Source organism: Mycobacterium sp. 1423905.2, assembly GCF_001673155.1.
In the GTDB taxonomy this organism is placed as follows: Bacteria; Actinomycetota; Actinomycetes; order Mycobacteriales; family Mycobacteriaceae; genus Mycobacterium.
The window spans coordinates 1-15679 of the sequence record NZ_LZLE01000155.1; the positions used below are offsets into that span (position 1 = coordinate 1).

At 60.7% G+C, this 15679-nt stretch carries 14 protein-coding genes; 8 read left to right on the plus strand and 6 right to left on the minus strand.

Annotated elements, in window-relative coordinates; genetic code table 11:
* From A9W95_RS08610 to A9W95_RS08620, 3 genes are all read right to left on the minus strand, one after another.
* Positions 1 to 1245: aldehyde dehydrogenase family protein (locus tag A9W95_RS08610; RefSeq protein ID WP_067410865.1), on the minus strand; the 1245-nt coding region annotated here is incomplete at its 3' end.
* 23 nt (positions 1246 to 1268) lie between these two features.
* On the minus strand, positions 1269 to 2474 hold the full coding sequence (locus A9W95_RS08615) for an amidohydrolase family protein (RefSeq protein ID WP_082982969.1): 1206 nt from the start codon (positions 2472 to 2474) through the stop codon (positions 1269 to 1271).
* Positions 2475 to 2687: 213 nt separating this feature from the next.
* On the minus strand, positions 2688 to 3914 hold the full coding sequence (locus A9W95_RS08620) for a cytochrome P450 (RefSeq protein WP_067410837.1): 1227 nt from the start codon (positions 3912 to 3914) through the stop codon (positions 2688 to 2690).
* 316 nt (positions 3915 to 4230) lie between these two features.
* Here A9W95_RS08620 and A9W95_RS08625 point away from each other — a divergent pair, with 316 nt between their 5' ends.
* From A9W95_RS08625 to A9W95_RS08655, 7 genes are all read left to right on the plus strand, one after another.
* A complete protein-coding gene (locus tag A9W95_RS08625; protein ID WP_067410840.1) occupies positions 4231 to 4917 on the plus strand; it encodes a TetR/AcrR family transcriptional regulator in 687 nt (228 codons plus the stop codon).
* 204 nt (positions 4918 to 5121) lie between these two features.
* On the plus strand, positions 5122 to 7470 hold the full coding sequence (locus A9W95_RS08630) for a CaiB/BaiF CoA-transferase family protein (RefSeq protein WP_067410842.1): 2349 nt from the start codon (positions 5122 to 5124) through the stop codon (positions 7468 to 7470).
* A 4-nt stretch (positions 7471 to 7474) separates the two neighbouring features.
* Positions 7475 to 7672, plus strand: a complete 198-nt coding sequence (locus A9W95_RS08635) for a ferredoxin (RefSeq protein WP_067410845.1) — start codon at positions 7475 to 7477, stop codon at positions 7670 to 7672.
* A complete protein-coding gene (locus tag A9W95_RS08640; RefSeq protein WP_067410848.1) occupies positions 7669 to 8784 on the plus strand; it encodes an NDMA-dependent alcohol dehydrogenase in 1116 nt (371 codons plus the stop codon). Before A9W95_RS08635 ends, A9W95_RS08640 begins: the two co-directional genes overlap by 4 nt.
* Before the next feature lie 65 nt (positions 8785 to 8849).
* Positions 8850 to 9263, plus strand: a complete 414-nt coding sequence (locus A9W95_RS08645) for a limonene-1,2-epoxide hydrolase family protein (RefSeq protein WP_067410851.1) — start codon at positions 8850 to 8852, stop codon at positions 9261 to 9263.
* A 9-nt stretch (positions 9264 to 9272) separates the two neighbouring features.
* Positions 9273 to 9668, plus strand: coding sequence for a nitroreductase family deazaflavin-dependent oxidoreductase (locus A9W95_RS08650; RefSeq protein ID WP_067410853.1), 396 nt, complete (start codon positions 9273 to 9275; stop codon positions 9666 to 9668).
* 31 nt (positions 9669 to 9699) lie between these two features.
* Positions 9700 to 9885, plus strand: coding sequence for a hypothetical protein (locus A9W95_RS08655; protein ID WP_067410856.1), 186 nt, complete (start codon positions 9700 to 9702; stop codon positions 9883 to 9885).
* Positions 9886 to 10102: 217 nt separating this feature from the next.
* Here the strand turns inward: A9W95_RS08655 and A9W95_RS08660 are convergent, their stop codons facing one another.
* The gene (locus A9W95_RS08660; protein ID WP_371328038.1) at positions 10103 to 12679 is read right to left on the minus strand and encodes an ABC transporter; all 2577 of its coding nucleotides are present in this window, start codon (positions 12677 to 12679) and stop codon (positions 10103 to 10105) included.
* A 554-nt stretch (positions 12680 to 13233) separates the two neighbouring features.
* Between A9W95_RS08660 and A9W95_RS08665 the strand changes: the two genes are divergently transcribed.
* Positions 13234 to 13758 (plus strand): hypothetical protein, encoded by a 525-nt coding sequence (locus tag A9W95_RS08665; RefSeq protein WP_067410861.1) that lies wholly within the window; start codon positions 13234 to 13236, stop codon positions 13756 to 13758.
* A 289-nt stretch (positions 13759 to 14047) separates the two neighbouring features.
* Here A9W95_RS08665 and A9W95_RS26790 read toward each other — a convergent pair whose 3' ends face one another.
* Both A9W95_RS26790 and A9W95_RS26135 read right to left on the minus strand, forming a co-directional pair.
* Entirely contained in the window at positions 14048 to 15034 is a 987-nt protein-coding gene (locus tag A9W95_RS26790; protein WP_067410864.1) for a hypothetical protein, read from the minus strand.
* Positions 14982 to 15679, minus strand: a 698-nt coding sequence (locus tag A9W95_RS26135) for a P-loop NTPase fold protein (RefSeq protein WP_216638148.1), incomplete at its 5' end; no start/stop codon positions are given. The genes A9W95_RS26135 and A9W95_RS26790, both read right to left, overlap by 53 nt.

The following is a 15679-nucleotide window of genomic DNA, read 5'->3' on the forward strand; positions in this document are numbered from 1 at the left end:
GTAGATGGAGTCGTTCGCGATGCGGATGGCTTCGTCTTCGGAGCGATAGGTCATCACCGCCAGCACAGGCCCGAACACCTCCTCCTGACATAACCGCATGTCGCTGCGGCAGCCGACAAATGCCGTCGGTTCGTAGTAGAAGCCGCGTTCGAGATGTTCGGGACGTTTGCCGCCGACCACCAGCCGCGCGCCGTCCTGAAGGCCCGCCTGAACGAAGGATTCAACACGCTGACGCTGCTGATCCCTGATAAGCGGACCGACGACAGTGGTGGGATCACGCGGGTCCCCGACCGTGATCATTGGGGCCATGGCCTTCAAGCCCTCGACATACGCGTCGAGCAGGTGCTCGGGCAGCAGAAGTCGCGACGTGACGGTGCAGGCCTGTCCGGCATGCATCAGCACCTGCCCGAATCCTATACCTGCAACGTCACTTTCAGCGACATCATCGAGAACGATGTGGGCGCTCTTGCCGCCTAGCTCCAGCTGTGCGCGCTTTATCGTTGCCGCCGATAGTTCACGAATGCGCCGACCGGTCGCCGTCGAACCGGTGAACCCAATCATGTCGACGCCTTTGTGGGTACACAGCTCCTCTCCCACCTTCGCGCCGCCGACGACCACATTGAACACACCGGGCGGAAGGCCGGCTTCCTCGCTGACCTTGGCCAACTCCAGGGCGTTCATCGGTGTCCAGGGGTGCGGCTTGAGTACCACAGTGCAGCCGACCGCCAAGGCAGCCAGGCACTTCTGGATGTTGATCGAGAAAGGAAAGTTGAACGGCGTGATGACTCCGACCACCCCGACCGGTTCACGGACCACCGTCGCGCCGCCCAGGCCGGTCGGCGAAACCACGGGGCCGCCCGGTGTCTCTACCCACGTCACGTCATGTTCGACGAATTCGCCGTAGTAGTGCGCCGCCTCGATGGCACCGCCAACTTGGATCAAGTCGGTGATGAAGCCGGTCGAGCCGATCTCGGCGACGATCAGCTCTCGAAGTTCGGCTTTGCGCTCATCGAGGATCTCAGCGAATCGCTTGATGATCTTTGCCCGTTCCCGGACGGACATCCAAGGCCACGGCCCTTCGTCGAAGGCACGCCGGGCAGCCTCGATCGCCATGACCGCCTGCTTTGGCCCACCGTCGACGACTCGGCCGATCAACTCCTCGGTCGCCGGGTCTATGACGTCGATGGTGCCGAGGGCGTTGTCACTCAACCACTTACCGTCGATGAAACTCTGGTACTCCCGCATCAAACAATTCCGTCAGGTGCTGACTACTTCGGCGTGGGATACGGGGCGGGCTCAAAGTCGAAGACTCGGCGAGCATTACCCTGCAGCACCTTGTACTTGTCGAGGTCGGACCGGCCGTCCAGTGCTTTGTGAGCGGCCTGAAGGGAGTTGGGCCAGAGGCTGTCGGTGTGCGGATAATCCGTTTCGATCATGACATTATCGACGCCGATGAAGTCGAGATTGGCCGCCCCGAAGTCGTCCTCGATGAAGCAGCCGTACATGTGGTCGCGGAAGAGCTGGCGCGGAGACTCCGGGAAAATTTCAGGATCGGTGGGCACCGGTGTCAAGCGGAGCGTGGCCGGGTCGACCGCCCAGTTGTTGGCGCGCAGGTAGTGGTAATCGGCGGCGACATGTTCGGCACGCTCGATCAGGTAAGGAATCCAGCCGATGCCGCCCTCGGCCAGCACGATCTTCAGGTCGGGATACTTCTGCAGCTTCCCCGAGAACAGCCAGTCCGTGGTCGAGTTCGCCAGATTGAGGTTGATGTTGACGGCCTGAACCCCGAAAGGTGCGTCAGGGGAGGTGGTCGGGCTGACCGAGGAAGATCCGATGTGTGTGCACAGCGGCATCTTCGTCTCGTTCACCACCGCGAAGAAGTCGTCCCATGCTCCGGAGTGGATGGACGGGAAGCCCAGCGGGTGAAGGTTTTCCGAGAAGGCGATGGCTTTGGCGCCCTTGCCGGCGCACCGTAGCGTCTCTTCGACGGCCAGTTGGGTGTCCCACAACGGAACGATGATCATCGGGATGTAGCGACCGGGCGCCGCCGCGCACCATTCATCGATGACGAAGTCGTTGTAGGCGCGCACGCACTTGAGAGCCAGGTCGCGGGCACCGAGGTGGGCGAACATCTGACCACAGAACCGCGGAAAGAATGGAAAGTTTAGGCCGGCGATCACATGATCCTCGTCCATGTCGGGGATGCGAGCCACCGGGTCGTAGTACGCACGTGGCATCTCGTCGTAATTCACTGGCAGCGGCGAGTATTCGGGCGGGCGCTGGTGGGCCGCGACCAAAATGCCCAACACCGACGCGCGCGCTTGATCATAAATCCACGTATCGACACCGTCGATGCGCTCGACGTGTGGCACGCGATCGCGATCGGCGGCCGATGCGCGGTCGACCCACAGATTCGGGGGCTCGATGATGTGGTCATCCACGGAGATCATCCACTGAAGATCTTGCTTGTCCACGAGTTCCTCCCTGTTTCGGGAACCGGTTCATCGGGCTTGGCAGCGAGCGACGGGCAGCAATCAAGCGCGGGTCGCGCAACATGGTCATCGATTGCCGGCTGACCTGATGCTAGAAGCGGCTGCATCACGCTGTCAAGTAGCACTTGATAAAACGCCAAGCGTTCCATTATCACGTTGGGCTACGAGGTGATATGGGCCGTCGCTCGCGAAGCCTCAGTGTGTGATGCGAGCACCCGGAGTGAAGACCACGGGCAGTGCCCGGTAGCCCCGGGTGACCGAATTCCCATGAAAATCAACCTTTTCCCCAGGGGGGATGACGTAGTCGGGTATCCGGTTCAGCGTTTGTTCAACGCCCACCCGAAACTCGAGTCGGGCGAGATTGGAACCCAGACAGCGATGGACGCCGGCTCCGAACCCGAGGTGGCGGTTCGCCTGTCGGTCGAGCATGCACTTGTCCGGTTCGTCGAACTCACGCGCGTCACGGTTGGCCGCCGCATAGTTCACGACCACGGTCTCACCGTGACAGAATTTCTGGCCGCTCAGTTCGACTTCCTGCGCGACTGAGCGATGCAGCCCGTGTACCGAACCGGCGAACCGGATGAATTCCTCTATCGCCGTGGGCATCAAGTCGGTTTCACGTACGAGTCGGTCACGCTCCGAAGGATGGGTGCCCAAATAGAAAAAGGCGAATGACATTGCACTGGAAGTCGTTTCAAGCCCCGCTTGCACCAGGAGCATCACATTCGCGACAACGTCGTCGAAGCTCAATTTCTCACCGTCGACCTCTGCGGCGAGCAAGACATCGATGAGGTCGTCACGAGGGGGTTCACCACGACGTTTGTCGATCTCCTCGCGTACGCGCAGGTACAGATTCGTCATCGAACCGTTTCGCACCTCTTCGCTCTCACCATTGATCGCGAGGTCAGCTGTCTCGATGTAGAGAGGTACGTCCTCGACGGGCATGCCCAGGAGATACCGGAAGAACACGATCCCCGGTTGCTGCCATGCGACATCGGCGAGGTCGCCGCGGCCCAATTCGATGAAGTTGTCGATCAACCCGTCGGTGACCGAACGCACTTGCGGTTCCAGCTCTTTCATGCGACCCGGCGAGAAATACGGATTGAGAACTTTACGAAGCTGCTGCTGTCGTGGCGGATCCAAGGTGATCACGATGTCGCCGAACGACATTGGGTTGCCCTCCAGCCCGATGGGCTTGCTGGAGAAACTGCCCCAATCACGCAAGATCTCGTAACAGTCGTCGTAGCGGGTGGCGATCCAGGCACCCCCGGGCGTTGGGCCCAGGAACGGGACATCCTGGTGACTGAACGGTCCGTTTTCGCGCATCACCGCGTAGACCTGATAGAGGAATTCTTGGTCGTTGAAATCCTCGTGACGGAGGTCGAGGTTTTTGGCGTGCTCCTCCGGTGATTTGCGCACCATGATCAGTCCTCTCCCCCGGACGCGGGTATGCCGACCTCGGAACCACGTCGGAGACGAGCCTGGACGGAACGCCTCCAGGCGGGAGGCGCACACATTGCAGTGACACCGCAACCGTACCGCCGTCCATGTGCCATATGCGCCGGCCTCGGTCCTCGTACACGCCGAAATCTGCTTTGGCAGCACAGTAAATCGTCGGCCACCAGTAGTCAAGTCGCACTCGATATCCCTGGACCCTCCGGTGATCCGCGCGCCGCCATGCGCGTGAACGAGAAACAGGAACTCTGGGATCGGCGCGGGAGGACGCTAAAGTATCTGTGTGACCACAGGCGCGCGGCGGCGGGTTCGCGACAAGGACGGCAAACAACGAGCCCTTCTTGAAGCGGCTGCGGAGGTCTTTGCCGAGGCGGGATACGCCGCTGCGGCAACCAAGGAGATCGCCCGTCGCGCCGACTGCTCGGAGTCCATGCTGTTCCACTACTTTGGAGACAAACGAGGCATATTCGAGCAAGTTGTTTCTCGACAGATCGCCGACTTGGTCGGTGAGGCAGAAGAGCAGGTCGTGGCGGACCTGCCTGCGCGCATCGAGGACTACATCGAAAAGCTTTTCTTCGCCAGACTGAGGGTCGATGACCGGAACACCGGTGTTCCCGGCTGGGACATTTCCGGTCGCGCGTTATCAGATCCGGAATTCTCGCTGCGGGTGCTGCAACCCAATCACGCACGCCGCACTGCCGTTATCGCCGAAGGCGTCCGCCACTACCAGGCCGCGGGACAGATCGGGGCCGACGTCGACGCCGACCTGTTCGCTGAACTGTTGGCCAATTTCATCATCTTCACCACGAGCCTAGGCCCACGCTGGTTTGGCACCGGCGAGTCAGATATCCGCGCCCAGATCGAACTCGGTTCGCGGATCCTCGCCAGAGGGGTCAGCGCATCGGCTGGTACGTCCGCCAAGCAATCCCGGCGAGGCCATCGGACCTCCAAGGTACGCGCGGCCGACTAGAACCACCGCCGTCAGAGTTATCGAGTAGCGCTTGACAACGTTGCTTCCCCGTCGCTAGCGTCGTTGCCAGCCAGGCCGCAGCCATACGGACGCGGAGCACCCGTGCTCGATCGGCACAAGCGTGAGGACAGAATGTGGCGTGTGTGCACTCGTCGGCGCGTGTAACTCACTTCGAAAAGCCCTGACACGGAACATCGCACGGCGATGAATACGTTGCGAGGGGTTCGTGTTGTCGAGTGGGCGATCGAAATCACCGGTCCGTATTGCACCAAGTTGTTCGCCGACCTGGGAGCCGAGGTCATAAAGATCGAGGCCCCCGGCGGCGATCAGTTGCGCCATCCCACAACTGGAGATCAAAGCGACGCAGACGCGCTGTTCAAGTTCCTGAACGCAGGCAAGCGGTCAGTCGTTGGCTCCTGGTCATCCGATGTCGAGAATTTGATCGTTTCCGCCGATGTGTTCGTCGATGCCCTCGGCCCCAGAGCACTCGATCGCGAAGCCCTGCTGCGGCGGGCGCCGCACTTGGTGATCGTGACGTTGTCTCCGTACGGATTGACCGGTCCTTACCGAGACCGGCCCGCAACGGAGTTCACGATTCAGGCCGAGAGCGGAACCCTGGCGCTGCGAGGCCGTCCGGACCAACCACCCATTCAAGCGGGTGGCCGAGTCTTCGAATGGGTCATGGCCAGTTATGCCGCCGTCGGGGCGCTTGCCGCATTGCGTCGGGTTCAACTCGGCGGACCGGGTGAGATCATCGATTGCTCGTTGTTGGAGACGTGTCACCTCAGCGCCGGCGGCTTCGCCGACCTCTACCACGAACTGGCCGGGCGTCCGCCGTTGACCGCGCCGGCCCGGCAGGTAGAAATCCCTTCCATCGAACCTACCGCGGACGGATGGGTGGGGTTCAACACCAATACCCGTCAACAATTCGAGTCATTCCTAGCGATGATCGGCCGACTGGACCTGCTCGACCAGGACCAAGCCTGGGCACTCGCCACGACGCGGTGGGAACGCCGGGAAGAGTGGAATCAGATTGTGCGGGAATGGACGACGGCACGTTCCACCGACGACGTCGTCGCACGGGCCTCCGATCTGCGGATCCCCGTTTCACCGGTGAACAATGGCCAGACGGTGTTGAACCACCCTCAGTTCGCGGCGCGCGGCGTGTGGGGCACCTATGCCGACGGTAGCTTTACCCACCCGTTGGCGCCCTACCAGATCGACGGCCAACGGCCCGCCCCAAAGGCAGGCGCTCCCCTACTCGGTGAAATGACAAAGGTGACCGCCCACAACAGGATTGGCACCGCTGCCGGTCCGGCACCGGGACTTCCGCTGGACGGCTTAAGAATCCTCGACGCGACAGCGTGGTGGGCGGGACCCTCCTCCACCCACATTCTCGCCGCACTCGGCGCCGAGGTCATTCACCTGGAGTCAACGAAGCACCCTGACGGCGCACGGATGGCGGCAGCGGCATTCGCCGGCCAGCCTCAGTGGTGGGAGCGATCGGGTATGTACCTGGCGACCAACACCAATAAGCAAGGGCTCACCCTCGACCTGTCCTCTCCGGACGGGCGAGAATTATTGTTTCGACTCGTGAGGTGCTCCGACATTCTGGTCGAGAACTTCTCCCCCCGTGTGTTCGACAATTTCGGCATCACGTGGGAGGCCGTCAGTGAGCAGAACCCCCGCATAGTGATGGTCCGGATGCCCGCGTTCGGCCTCGACGGACCATGGCGCAATAATGTGGGTTTCGCGCAAACGATGGAACAGATGACCGGAATGGCGTGGGTGACCGGCCATGAAAACGACCAGCCGCGAATCCCCCGCGGCCCGTGTGACCCCTTGGCAGGGATGCATTCCGCATTCGCCATGCTCGCAGGACTTCGGCGGCGCGACGAGACTGGCCAAGGGTCCTTCATCGAAGTGTCGATGGTTGAGGCCGCGCTCAATGCAGCCGCCGAGCAGGTCGTCGAATTCACCGCCTACCGGAACCTGTTGTCGCGACTGGGAAATCGCAGCCGCAGCGCCGCACCGCAAGGCCTGTATCAATGCGCGGGAACCGAGCGGTGGCTGGCGATTTCGGTCGCCACGGACGAGCAGTGGCGCCGGTTGAAGTCAGCACTCGGAAAACCGGAGTGGGCGAACGACCCCGCGTTCGATAGGCACGAAGGGCGGGAGCGGGCACACGATGTGATCGACAAGCATCTCGAACAGTGGGCAGGCCACCAAGATTCCGCGGCCACGGCGGATTTACTCGTTCGATATGGCGTTCCGGCTGCGGATCTGGCCGATGCCAGGGTCGGTTCTATGCACCCTCAGCTGGCTGCACGAGGATTCTTCGAAAGCCTCAACCATCCCGTCGTCGGACGCCACCACGTACCCGCGATTCCATTCAAGTACCACAGCGTAGACAGGTGGTACCGGTCACCGGCGCCGACGCTGGGACAGCACAACGCAAGCATCCTCGGCGACCTGCTCGGCCTCGACGCCGCGTCGATTGCGGCGCTCACAGAAAAAGGTGTGATCGGGACCAGACCGGGCGGATTGGACTAGACGCGTGAAACTTTATGTCGACAGGGAACTGTGCCAGGGTCACAGCCGTTGTTACGCAACGTATCCCGAGTTGTTCGACATCGACGATGAAGGTTTTGCTTTCGTCACCGGGGAAGATGTTCCGCCGGGATGGGACGACCGGGCACACAACGCAATCGCGAACTGCCCGGAGCGTGCCATACATATCAAGGAGTCGCCGTGAAGACCATTGGGGCAGTTCTGTGGGGGCTGAACGAGAAGTGGTCGGTAGAAGAAATCGAACTCGATCCGCCCCAGGAAGGCGAGCTACTCGTCGAGTTCGAAGCCACCGGGCTCTGCCATTCCGACCACCACATCCGCACCGGCGACATGTTCGGGGTAAGTTTTCCCTTGATTGGCGGACACGAAGGGGCGGGCATCGTTCAAGAGGTTGGTCCCGGAGTGCGCGACCTGGCAGTGGGAGACCACGTGGTCACCTCTTTTCTGCCGGCGTGCGGTCGCTGCCGCTGGTGCGCCACGGGTCATCAAAACCTCTGTGATTACGGGGCGACCATCCTCGCGGGCGTCCAGGCCGATGGCACCTTCCGGCGCCGCGCCAGAGGACGAGGTATCGGAGCCCTCTCGGGCGTAGGCAGTTTCGCGCGATGGGGCGTCTTGTCGGAAGCCTCGGTGGTCAGAATCGACAGTGATGTGCCGCTATCACGCGCATGCCTTCTCGGCTGCGGTGTGACCACCGGCTGGGGTTCGGCCGTCAATACTGCGAACGTCAGTCCCGGCGACGTCGTCGTTGTCATTGGCTGCGGAGGGATCGGCAGCGGTGCCATCCAGGGCGCGCGACTGGCGGGAGCGGAGCACATCGTCGTGGTGGATATCGAGCCGAGCAAGCGCGACAAAGCGTTTCAGTTCGGAGCCACTCACTTTGTCACCTCGATGGAGGAAGCAACCTCGTTGGTCGGCGAGACCACGCGCGGAGTCATGGCGGACTCGGCGATCCTCACGCCCGGTTTGCTCGAAGGTGCGATGATCAACGACGCGCTCAACATCGTGCGCAAGGCCGGTGCCGTGGTGGTCACCGCTCTGGCATCGATGTCCGAGGTGACGCCGACGCTGCCGCTGACGTTGTTCACACTGTTCCAAAAACGGCTCTTGGGAAGCCTTTACGGCGAAGCGAATCCGCGGGCCGATATCCCTCGACTGATCAACCTCTATCGAAGCGGCAAGCTGTTGCTGGATGAAACCGTCACCACCGAGTACAAGCTCAACGACATCAATGAGGCCTACGACGACATGCTCGCCGGCCGCAACATTCGCGGGGTGATCATCCACGATCACTGAGGATCCTGACACGCGGAGAATCTTAGTATCAGTCAGGAACCTCAACGCGGGGAAGGGATTCGCTTATGTCTTGGTCAGCCGATGTAGTTCGCAACTTCTGCGCCTTGATGGAGCGGCGGGACGCTGAAGCGTTGCGTCCCCTCCTCAGTGAAGGGGCCGTTTATCAGAACGTGGGAATGCCTGCCGTCACGGGACGAGATGCCATCGTGGAGAACATGGCCGCTCAGTTTGCAATGTTTCCCGACGCATACGCGTTCGAGATCGTCAACCTCGCCAGCGAGCGTTCGGTGGTGCTCACCGAATGCCTGGACTATATCCAGGTTCCGGACGGAAGCAGGCCGGCCATTCCGGTGATGGGCACCTTCGTCGTTGATGGCGATCGCAGGATTACCCGCTGGACCGACTATTTCGACCTGAATCTGACGATGAAACTTCTGCAGGGCGAGGACGTCAGCGCCCTGGTACCCGCGACGGCATAAGGGGACCTCATGCGAATGCCGAGGGCGGTGGCAAGCTTCAACAGTCGAGTCACCAATCCAATGGCTCGGTCCATCACCCCGTGGCTTCCAGGACTCGGGACACTCGAACACGTCGGACGCAAGTCAGGTGAGAGTTATCGAACGCCGCTGTTAATTTTTCCCACGCGCGAGGGCTTTGTCTTTCTCATCGGGTACGGGCAGGAATCTGACTGGTTGAAGAATGTCTTCGCCAGGGGGCAGGCGGTGCTGTACAAACGCGGCGAGAGGATCGCGCTGGATGATCCACGCGTCCTGAGTAAGGCTGAGGCCGCAACGCTTGTCTCAGGGCCATCTCGCATCTTCTACCGCCTGTTTCCGTACAACGAAACGGCGCTGGTGTTGACCAAACTTCATCCCACGCAGTGACTACGGGCGGCAGAACGGAGAAGCTGAGCCAGTGGGGTTGCGAGCGCCGCAATTCCAGCACCGGGGCACGCCGGTCGACGCGACCGGTCCGCTCAAGACCCTGGGCCTCATAGCGGACCAACCAGCAGTGGCCACCTGCGATACCGGCAACGCATCGCTGATTACCGCCAACCCGGCCAGCTACCGCTGCTCGGCCACGCGCAACTCCCTCGTCTAGGGAGTGTCAAGGATCAATCGAAACAACTGTCACGTGTTAGCCGAAACCACACATCGGCCGAAGGCGTACACCATTTTGAGTAGGCCTGTTCAGAGTCGGTTGCTGGTTGACGTTTCTATGTCGGTTGATCCTTGACACTCTGGTTAGGCCTGTTCGCGGGTGCGGAAGGCCCGTTTGTTTCTTACCTCGCCGCGGTGGGTGCGTATCGACATGGACATCACGGCGTGATCCGGCGTAACCGGCTCCCACACACACCTGCTGCCGGAGCTGTAGACGGCGCCAACCGCTTAGCCAGATACGGCGCCGTGCGGCTGTCTTTGGCGCGTGCCACCGTCTCAGGCGGGCCCGCTGCGATGACCCGACCTCCGTCGCTGCCGGCCCCCGGTCCCAGGTCGATCACCCAGTCCGCGCCTGCGACCATCCGCATGTCGTGTTCGGCCACCACTACGGTGTTGCCCGCGTCGACCAGGCGGTGCAGTTGACGATCGAGCAGATTCACGTCGGCGGGGTGCAGCCCGGTGGTCGGCTCGTCAAGGACGTAGAGGGTGTGCCCTCGCCGGGGTCTTTGCAGTTCGGAGGCGAGCTTGATCCGCTGCGCCTCGCCACCTGATAGCTCGGTGGCGGGCTGTCCGAGACGCAGGTATCCCAGCCCAACCTCTTGCAGCGTGGTCAGGCTCCGCGCTGCGCTGGTGACGTCGGCAAGAAACTCCGATGCCTCATCGACGGTCATCGCGAGCACGTCGGCGATCGTCCGGTCGCGGTAGCGGACCTCGAGTGTCTCGTCGGAGTAACGCGCACCATGACACGCCGGGCAGGTGGCGTATGTGCCGGGCAGGAACAACAATTCGACGGATACGAAGCCCTCCCCCTGACAGGTGGGGCAGCGACCTTCGGCGACGTTGAACGAGAATCTGCCCGCTGTCCAACCGCGGCGCCGCGCCTTGGGGGTCCCCGCGAATTCGCGGCGCACGGCGTCGAACAGGCCGGTGTAGGTCGCCAACGTCGAGCGCGGCGTGCGTCCGATCGGGCGCTGGTCGACTGATACCAGCCGGTTGATCTGCTCGACCCCCTCTGCCGTCACACCTGCGCTCGCGTCGTGATCGAGATCGATGATCTCGGTGTCGGCGTCGTCGTCGTCGGATTGGGCCAGCTCGGCAGCGCGTCCCGTGCCGAGGTGGCTGTTCACTACGTCGCCGAGGACCTTGACGACGAGGGTTGACTTGCCTGAACCGGACACTCCGGTGACCGCGGTGTACACAGCAAGTGGCAGGTCCACATCGAGGTCTCTCAAATTGTGAAAGCAGATCCCGCGCAGCCGCATTAGACCGGAGTGCGTGCGGGGCTGACGAGACGGCGGCGTGGTCCCCTCGAAAAGATACCTGCGAGTGACCGACTCCTCGATGTCGGCGAGACCCGGCACCGGGCCGCTGTAGAGCACGCGCCCGCCCAGCTCCCCCGCCCCCGGTCCAACGTCGACGATCCAATCGGCACGGCGCACCACGTCCATGTCGTGCTCGACCACGAATAACGAATTGCCCGCGCGACGCAGACGATCAAGCACGTCAAGGAGCGGTTCGGCGTCCGCGGGGTGCAGTCCGGCCGACGGCTCGTCGAGCACATAGAGCACGCCGAACAACCCGGCGCGCAATTGAGTGGCCAGTCGCAACCGCTGCAGTTCGCCGGGTGACACCGTCGGAGTGCGGCGACTCAGTGTCAGATAGCCCAGGCCGAGATCTATGAGTACCTGCAGGCGCGCGACGAGGTCGGCGGCGATCATGGTCGCCACTTCGGTCAGCTCACCGGATTCCGTTGACTCGTAAGCGGCGGCGGCATCGGTCCGAGAAGCCGTCGGGCGCAAGGCATCAGCAAGGTCAACCAACGGCATCGCTACGTAGTCGGCGATGTTTCGTCCCGCGAAAGTCACCTGCAGCGCCTCGGGCCGAAGCCCGGAACCGTCGCATAACGGGCAGTCGATGCTGTCCACGAATTGCAGCACGCGGCGACGCATCATCGCGCTATGGGAGTTGGCCAACGTGTGGCGGACGTGGCGTTCCGCGCTGGAAAAGGTGCCGTTGTAGTAATAATCGGCCTGCACAGGGTGCTGGCTGGGATCGATTTCGACCGTTGGCTGCTCATCGGTGAACAGAATCCAATCGCGTTGCCGCTTGGGAAGTTTCCGCCATGGCTTGTCGATGTCGTACCCCAGCGTGACGAGGATGTCGCGCAGGTTCTGGCCTTGCCATGCACCGGGCCATGCGGCAACGGCGCCTTCGCGGATGGTCAGCGACGGGTCGGGTACCAGTGTCTCTTCGGTCACCCGATGGATTCGTCCCAGCCCGTGGCACTCGGGGCACGCCCCGACCGCGGTGTTTGGGGAGAACGCATCGGAGTCCAGTCGCTCGGTGGCCCCCCGTGGGTAGGTTCCGGCGCGGGAGAACAGCATCCTGAGCAGATTCGACAGGGTGGTGACGGTGCCGACCGTCGACCGTGACGTCGCCGAGCCCCGGCGCTGCTGCAATGCGACGGCGGGCGGTAACCCTGTGATGTCGTCCACCTTCGGCGCGCCGGTAGGCAGGAGCAGGCGACGGGCATACGGAGCGACCGATTCAAAGTAGCGGCGTTGGGCTTCGGCATAGATGGTCCCGAAGGCCAACGACGATTTGCCGGATCCAGAGATCCCGGTGAACGCGACCAGCGCATCACGAGGCGCGACGACGTCGACACCCTGCAGATTGTGGACCCGTGTCCCGTAGACGCGCACACACGGGTCGATGTCATCGGTGCTTCCGGGCATATCTGTCATCGTGCTCGAGGAGTACCCGTGCTTGGGACGCGCAAGCGTGATTACTGCTGGTTGGCCGCGGGTAACTCCTCACCGGACGTAGTGTCAAGGGTCAACCGAAGTAACTGTCGAGCATTAACCCAAGTCATACAGCTGGTAAGGCGGCGCTCGAACCGGCGACCAGCATTCGCAACCCAGTTCTCGCTGCAACCAGTCGTCCACTGTAACTTGTTGTCAAACAATAGGATTCACCACCAAACAGACCCGTCGGGATCCCCACGGTAATGTCCAACCATTGCGACTTACTGGCAACGAACTATTCGGTACCGCACGTCCCTCAATGACACCGCCGGGGGTCGAGTCGCGGTTCCACACCCGAACCGCTGAGGCAACGAGGCCTGCGGCCAATCGATGAGCAGCGGCACTACGGTTTCCTAACAAGTTGATACCGATTGAGACAGAGCGGTTTTGGGCCCACACATTGATGCACGATGTCCCCAACAGAAAATGTCGGCATAACAATGCGCGGTGCACTCCGCATGTCCGTGCGCACAACAGGGAGAACCATGAAAACCATGAAATCCGTTGCCATCAGCGCGGCTGCACTGGCCATTGTTAGCGGTGGCGCCGCCGGTCTGGCATCCAGCACATTGGGCACTGCACCTGCGGGTCTGCCGCAACTTCAACTGGCCTCAATCGGCGCGCCGCTACCCCAGGACCCGCAACCCGCAACGACAATGATCCTTCCGACCTCTGACCAGTTGACCGGCATCCTCAACAACCTTTCCAATCCGGGCGTGAATTACCGGACCAAAGATGGCCTCGTCGAAGGCGGCATCGGGTCGGGTGAGGGCCATCAGATGGATCATGAGCTGCGAGTGGCCTACCGCAACGGCCAGCTTCCCTTGTCGTTTGTCGTCTCCAACATTCAACAGAACGGTCCGACTACGGTCATGTCCGACGTGGCCGTCTCGGGGCCGAAGCTGCCGGCACCGGTGACGAAGCCCCTCATGTTCGTCAATCAAAACGGTAACTGGGTATTGTCGAGCCCTTCCGCGACCATGCTGGTGCAGGCCGTCGCCGGGAACTGACTCAGACTTTCCGCGCGACCGCCGAACATCGGGTGAAGTGGGGCGGGCGGGGCTCGAACCCGCGACCAACGGATTATGAGCCCCTAGGTCTGGCGCTCTAGCAAACTCTACTGGTTCCGAAAACCGCCCGGCAGTGGCTCCAATCCCCTAAATTTCCAGCGCTTCTGTTTCGAAATGCCGCCTAGCAGCAGCTACTTGCTCATCGCAGCAAATCAGCAGGTTGGGTGGCGTTTGTGGACGCGGTGTGGACGCGGCCAACCGTTGTCATGATTATTGGTGTCGGCAACGCCTACGTCAACGTTCGAGCCAGTGCCTTTACAGTTGCGTGTGCGAACTGGGTCCGATTCTCGAGCGAGATATCTTCCTTACTTATTAGCGACAACGAGGGTGCATCAGGGAGACGCTCGCCCAATCGAATTATTGCTTGATTACTAAAGAGGCGCGCCAATGTTTCGGAATTAAAAGCGAGCTCGGGTGATAGCCCGTCGGCACCCCGCCATTGATTCACGACGACCATTGCCAATATCAAGCGATCCAAGATCGCCGGGTCGCCTTGAGTCAACAAATCATCGCCGATGACGTGAAGGTCGACGTCGTTCTTCAGGGAAGACACAACTGATACGACTAAGTTCAAATTAATCTCGGAATCTAAAATGCGTTCTAGATCGCTTATGAGCAACGCTTGATAGTAATCACCCAATCCTTGAAGTACACGGCGATTCACCGCTTCTGGGCGACGGGCGTCATGCAACATACGCGCAGTGAGCATTAGAAGATCTTCCGGGTGAAGTTCAGCCTGCATTTCAACTACAGAAATTATCCCTTCTTCGATGGCACGAAACACCTCATCTTCAGCCCATCGCCATAAAACCCGTCGTGCAGAATCGAAGGATGCCTCATCGTCTCGACGTAAATTCATTCGATCAAAAAGGAAACGTACTAATTTAAGGTTTGCGCCCAAAGGGTCATCGGACCGGTGCGTTTGACTTTTCTCGTAGGCCAGCGCCGCACGCTGATTATCTGGGCCATCGAGTATCTGCTGATACAGCCCCACATCTATATTGCTGCCATCTCCGAACATGATGTTCAACAACGCAGAGTCGATGAGTTGGTCTTCCACATCATCCTCTGCTATACCGAACAAGAAGTATCGCTGGAAATAGGCATCATCCGCTAGGGCAAGTTTATGCTTTTTCGGATACAGCACATCTGAACGAATGCCCTCAAAGAGGCCGCTGAGGATGCTCTGCGATGTAGTCGGAAAAACGGTCTGCATGCATTGAGTTAAGGCGGATATCAAGCTTTTCGATTAGTTCAGTTATTGTGTCAGTCAAGAGGCGCCGTTGAATTATTCCCGCGATAGGTGGCACTTCAAATGGGTATTGAACGATCTTTTCCATGAATGCCGTAGAGCGCGCACCCAAACCTTTAGCGTCTAAGAGAGTTTCCACTGTTGTTTGGTCATAAGCGATTAGATAGTGCACGTTTCGGAATCGTCCCAGCAGTCGCACGACCTTTAAAAGGGCCAGCAGTTCGTCGGCGTCGAGTCGATCTATGTCATCCGCCACGAGCAGGACTCTCGCACCGAGAGATGCCAATGCTTCTGATACATTTTGAAACTGTTCGTACCATGGGGGCGTTGCCAACTCTAAGGCCTTATTCGCAACACCCGCTATTCCCCCGCCCACTACTGGTATCGCTCCAAGCAACGGCGCACAGACCGACGCATACTTGAGCAAGGCTTTCTTAGCATTTCGAGTCTTTTCATCATCGCCCGTCAAGAGTGACGCCAGAGTGGACAGAAACTCCAATTGAAGTTCAGTCGCGCTGTTCGATGCCCATGGTGAAAAGACTGCGACCTGCCAATCGGCATCCAGCCTTGCCCGGATGAAGTTGATCAGGGTGGTTTTTCCGCTTCCCC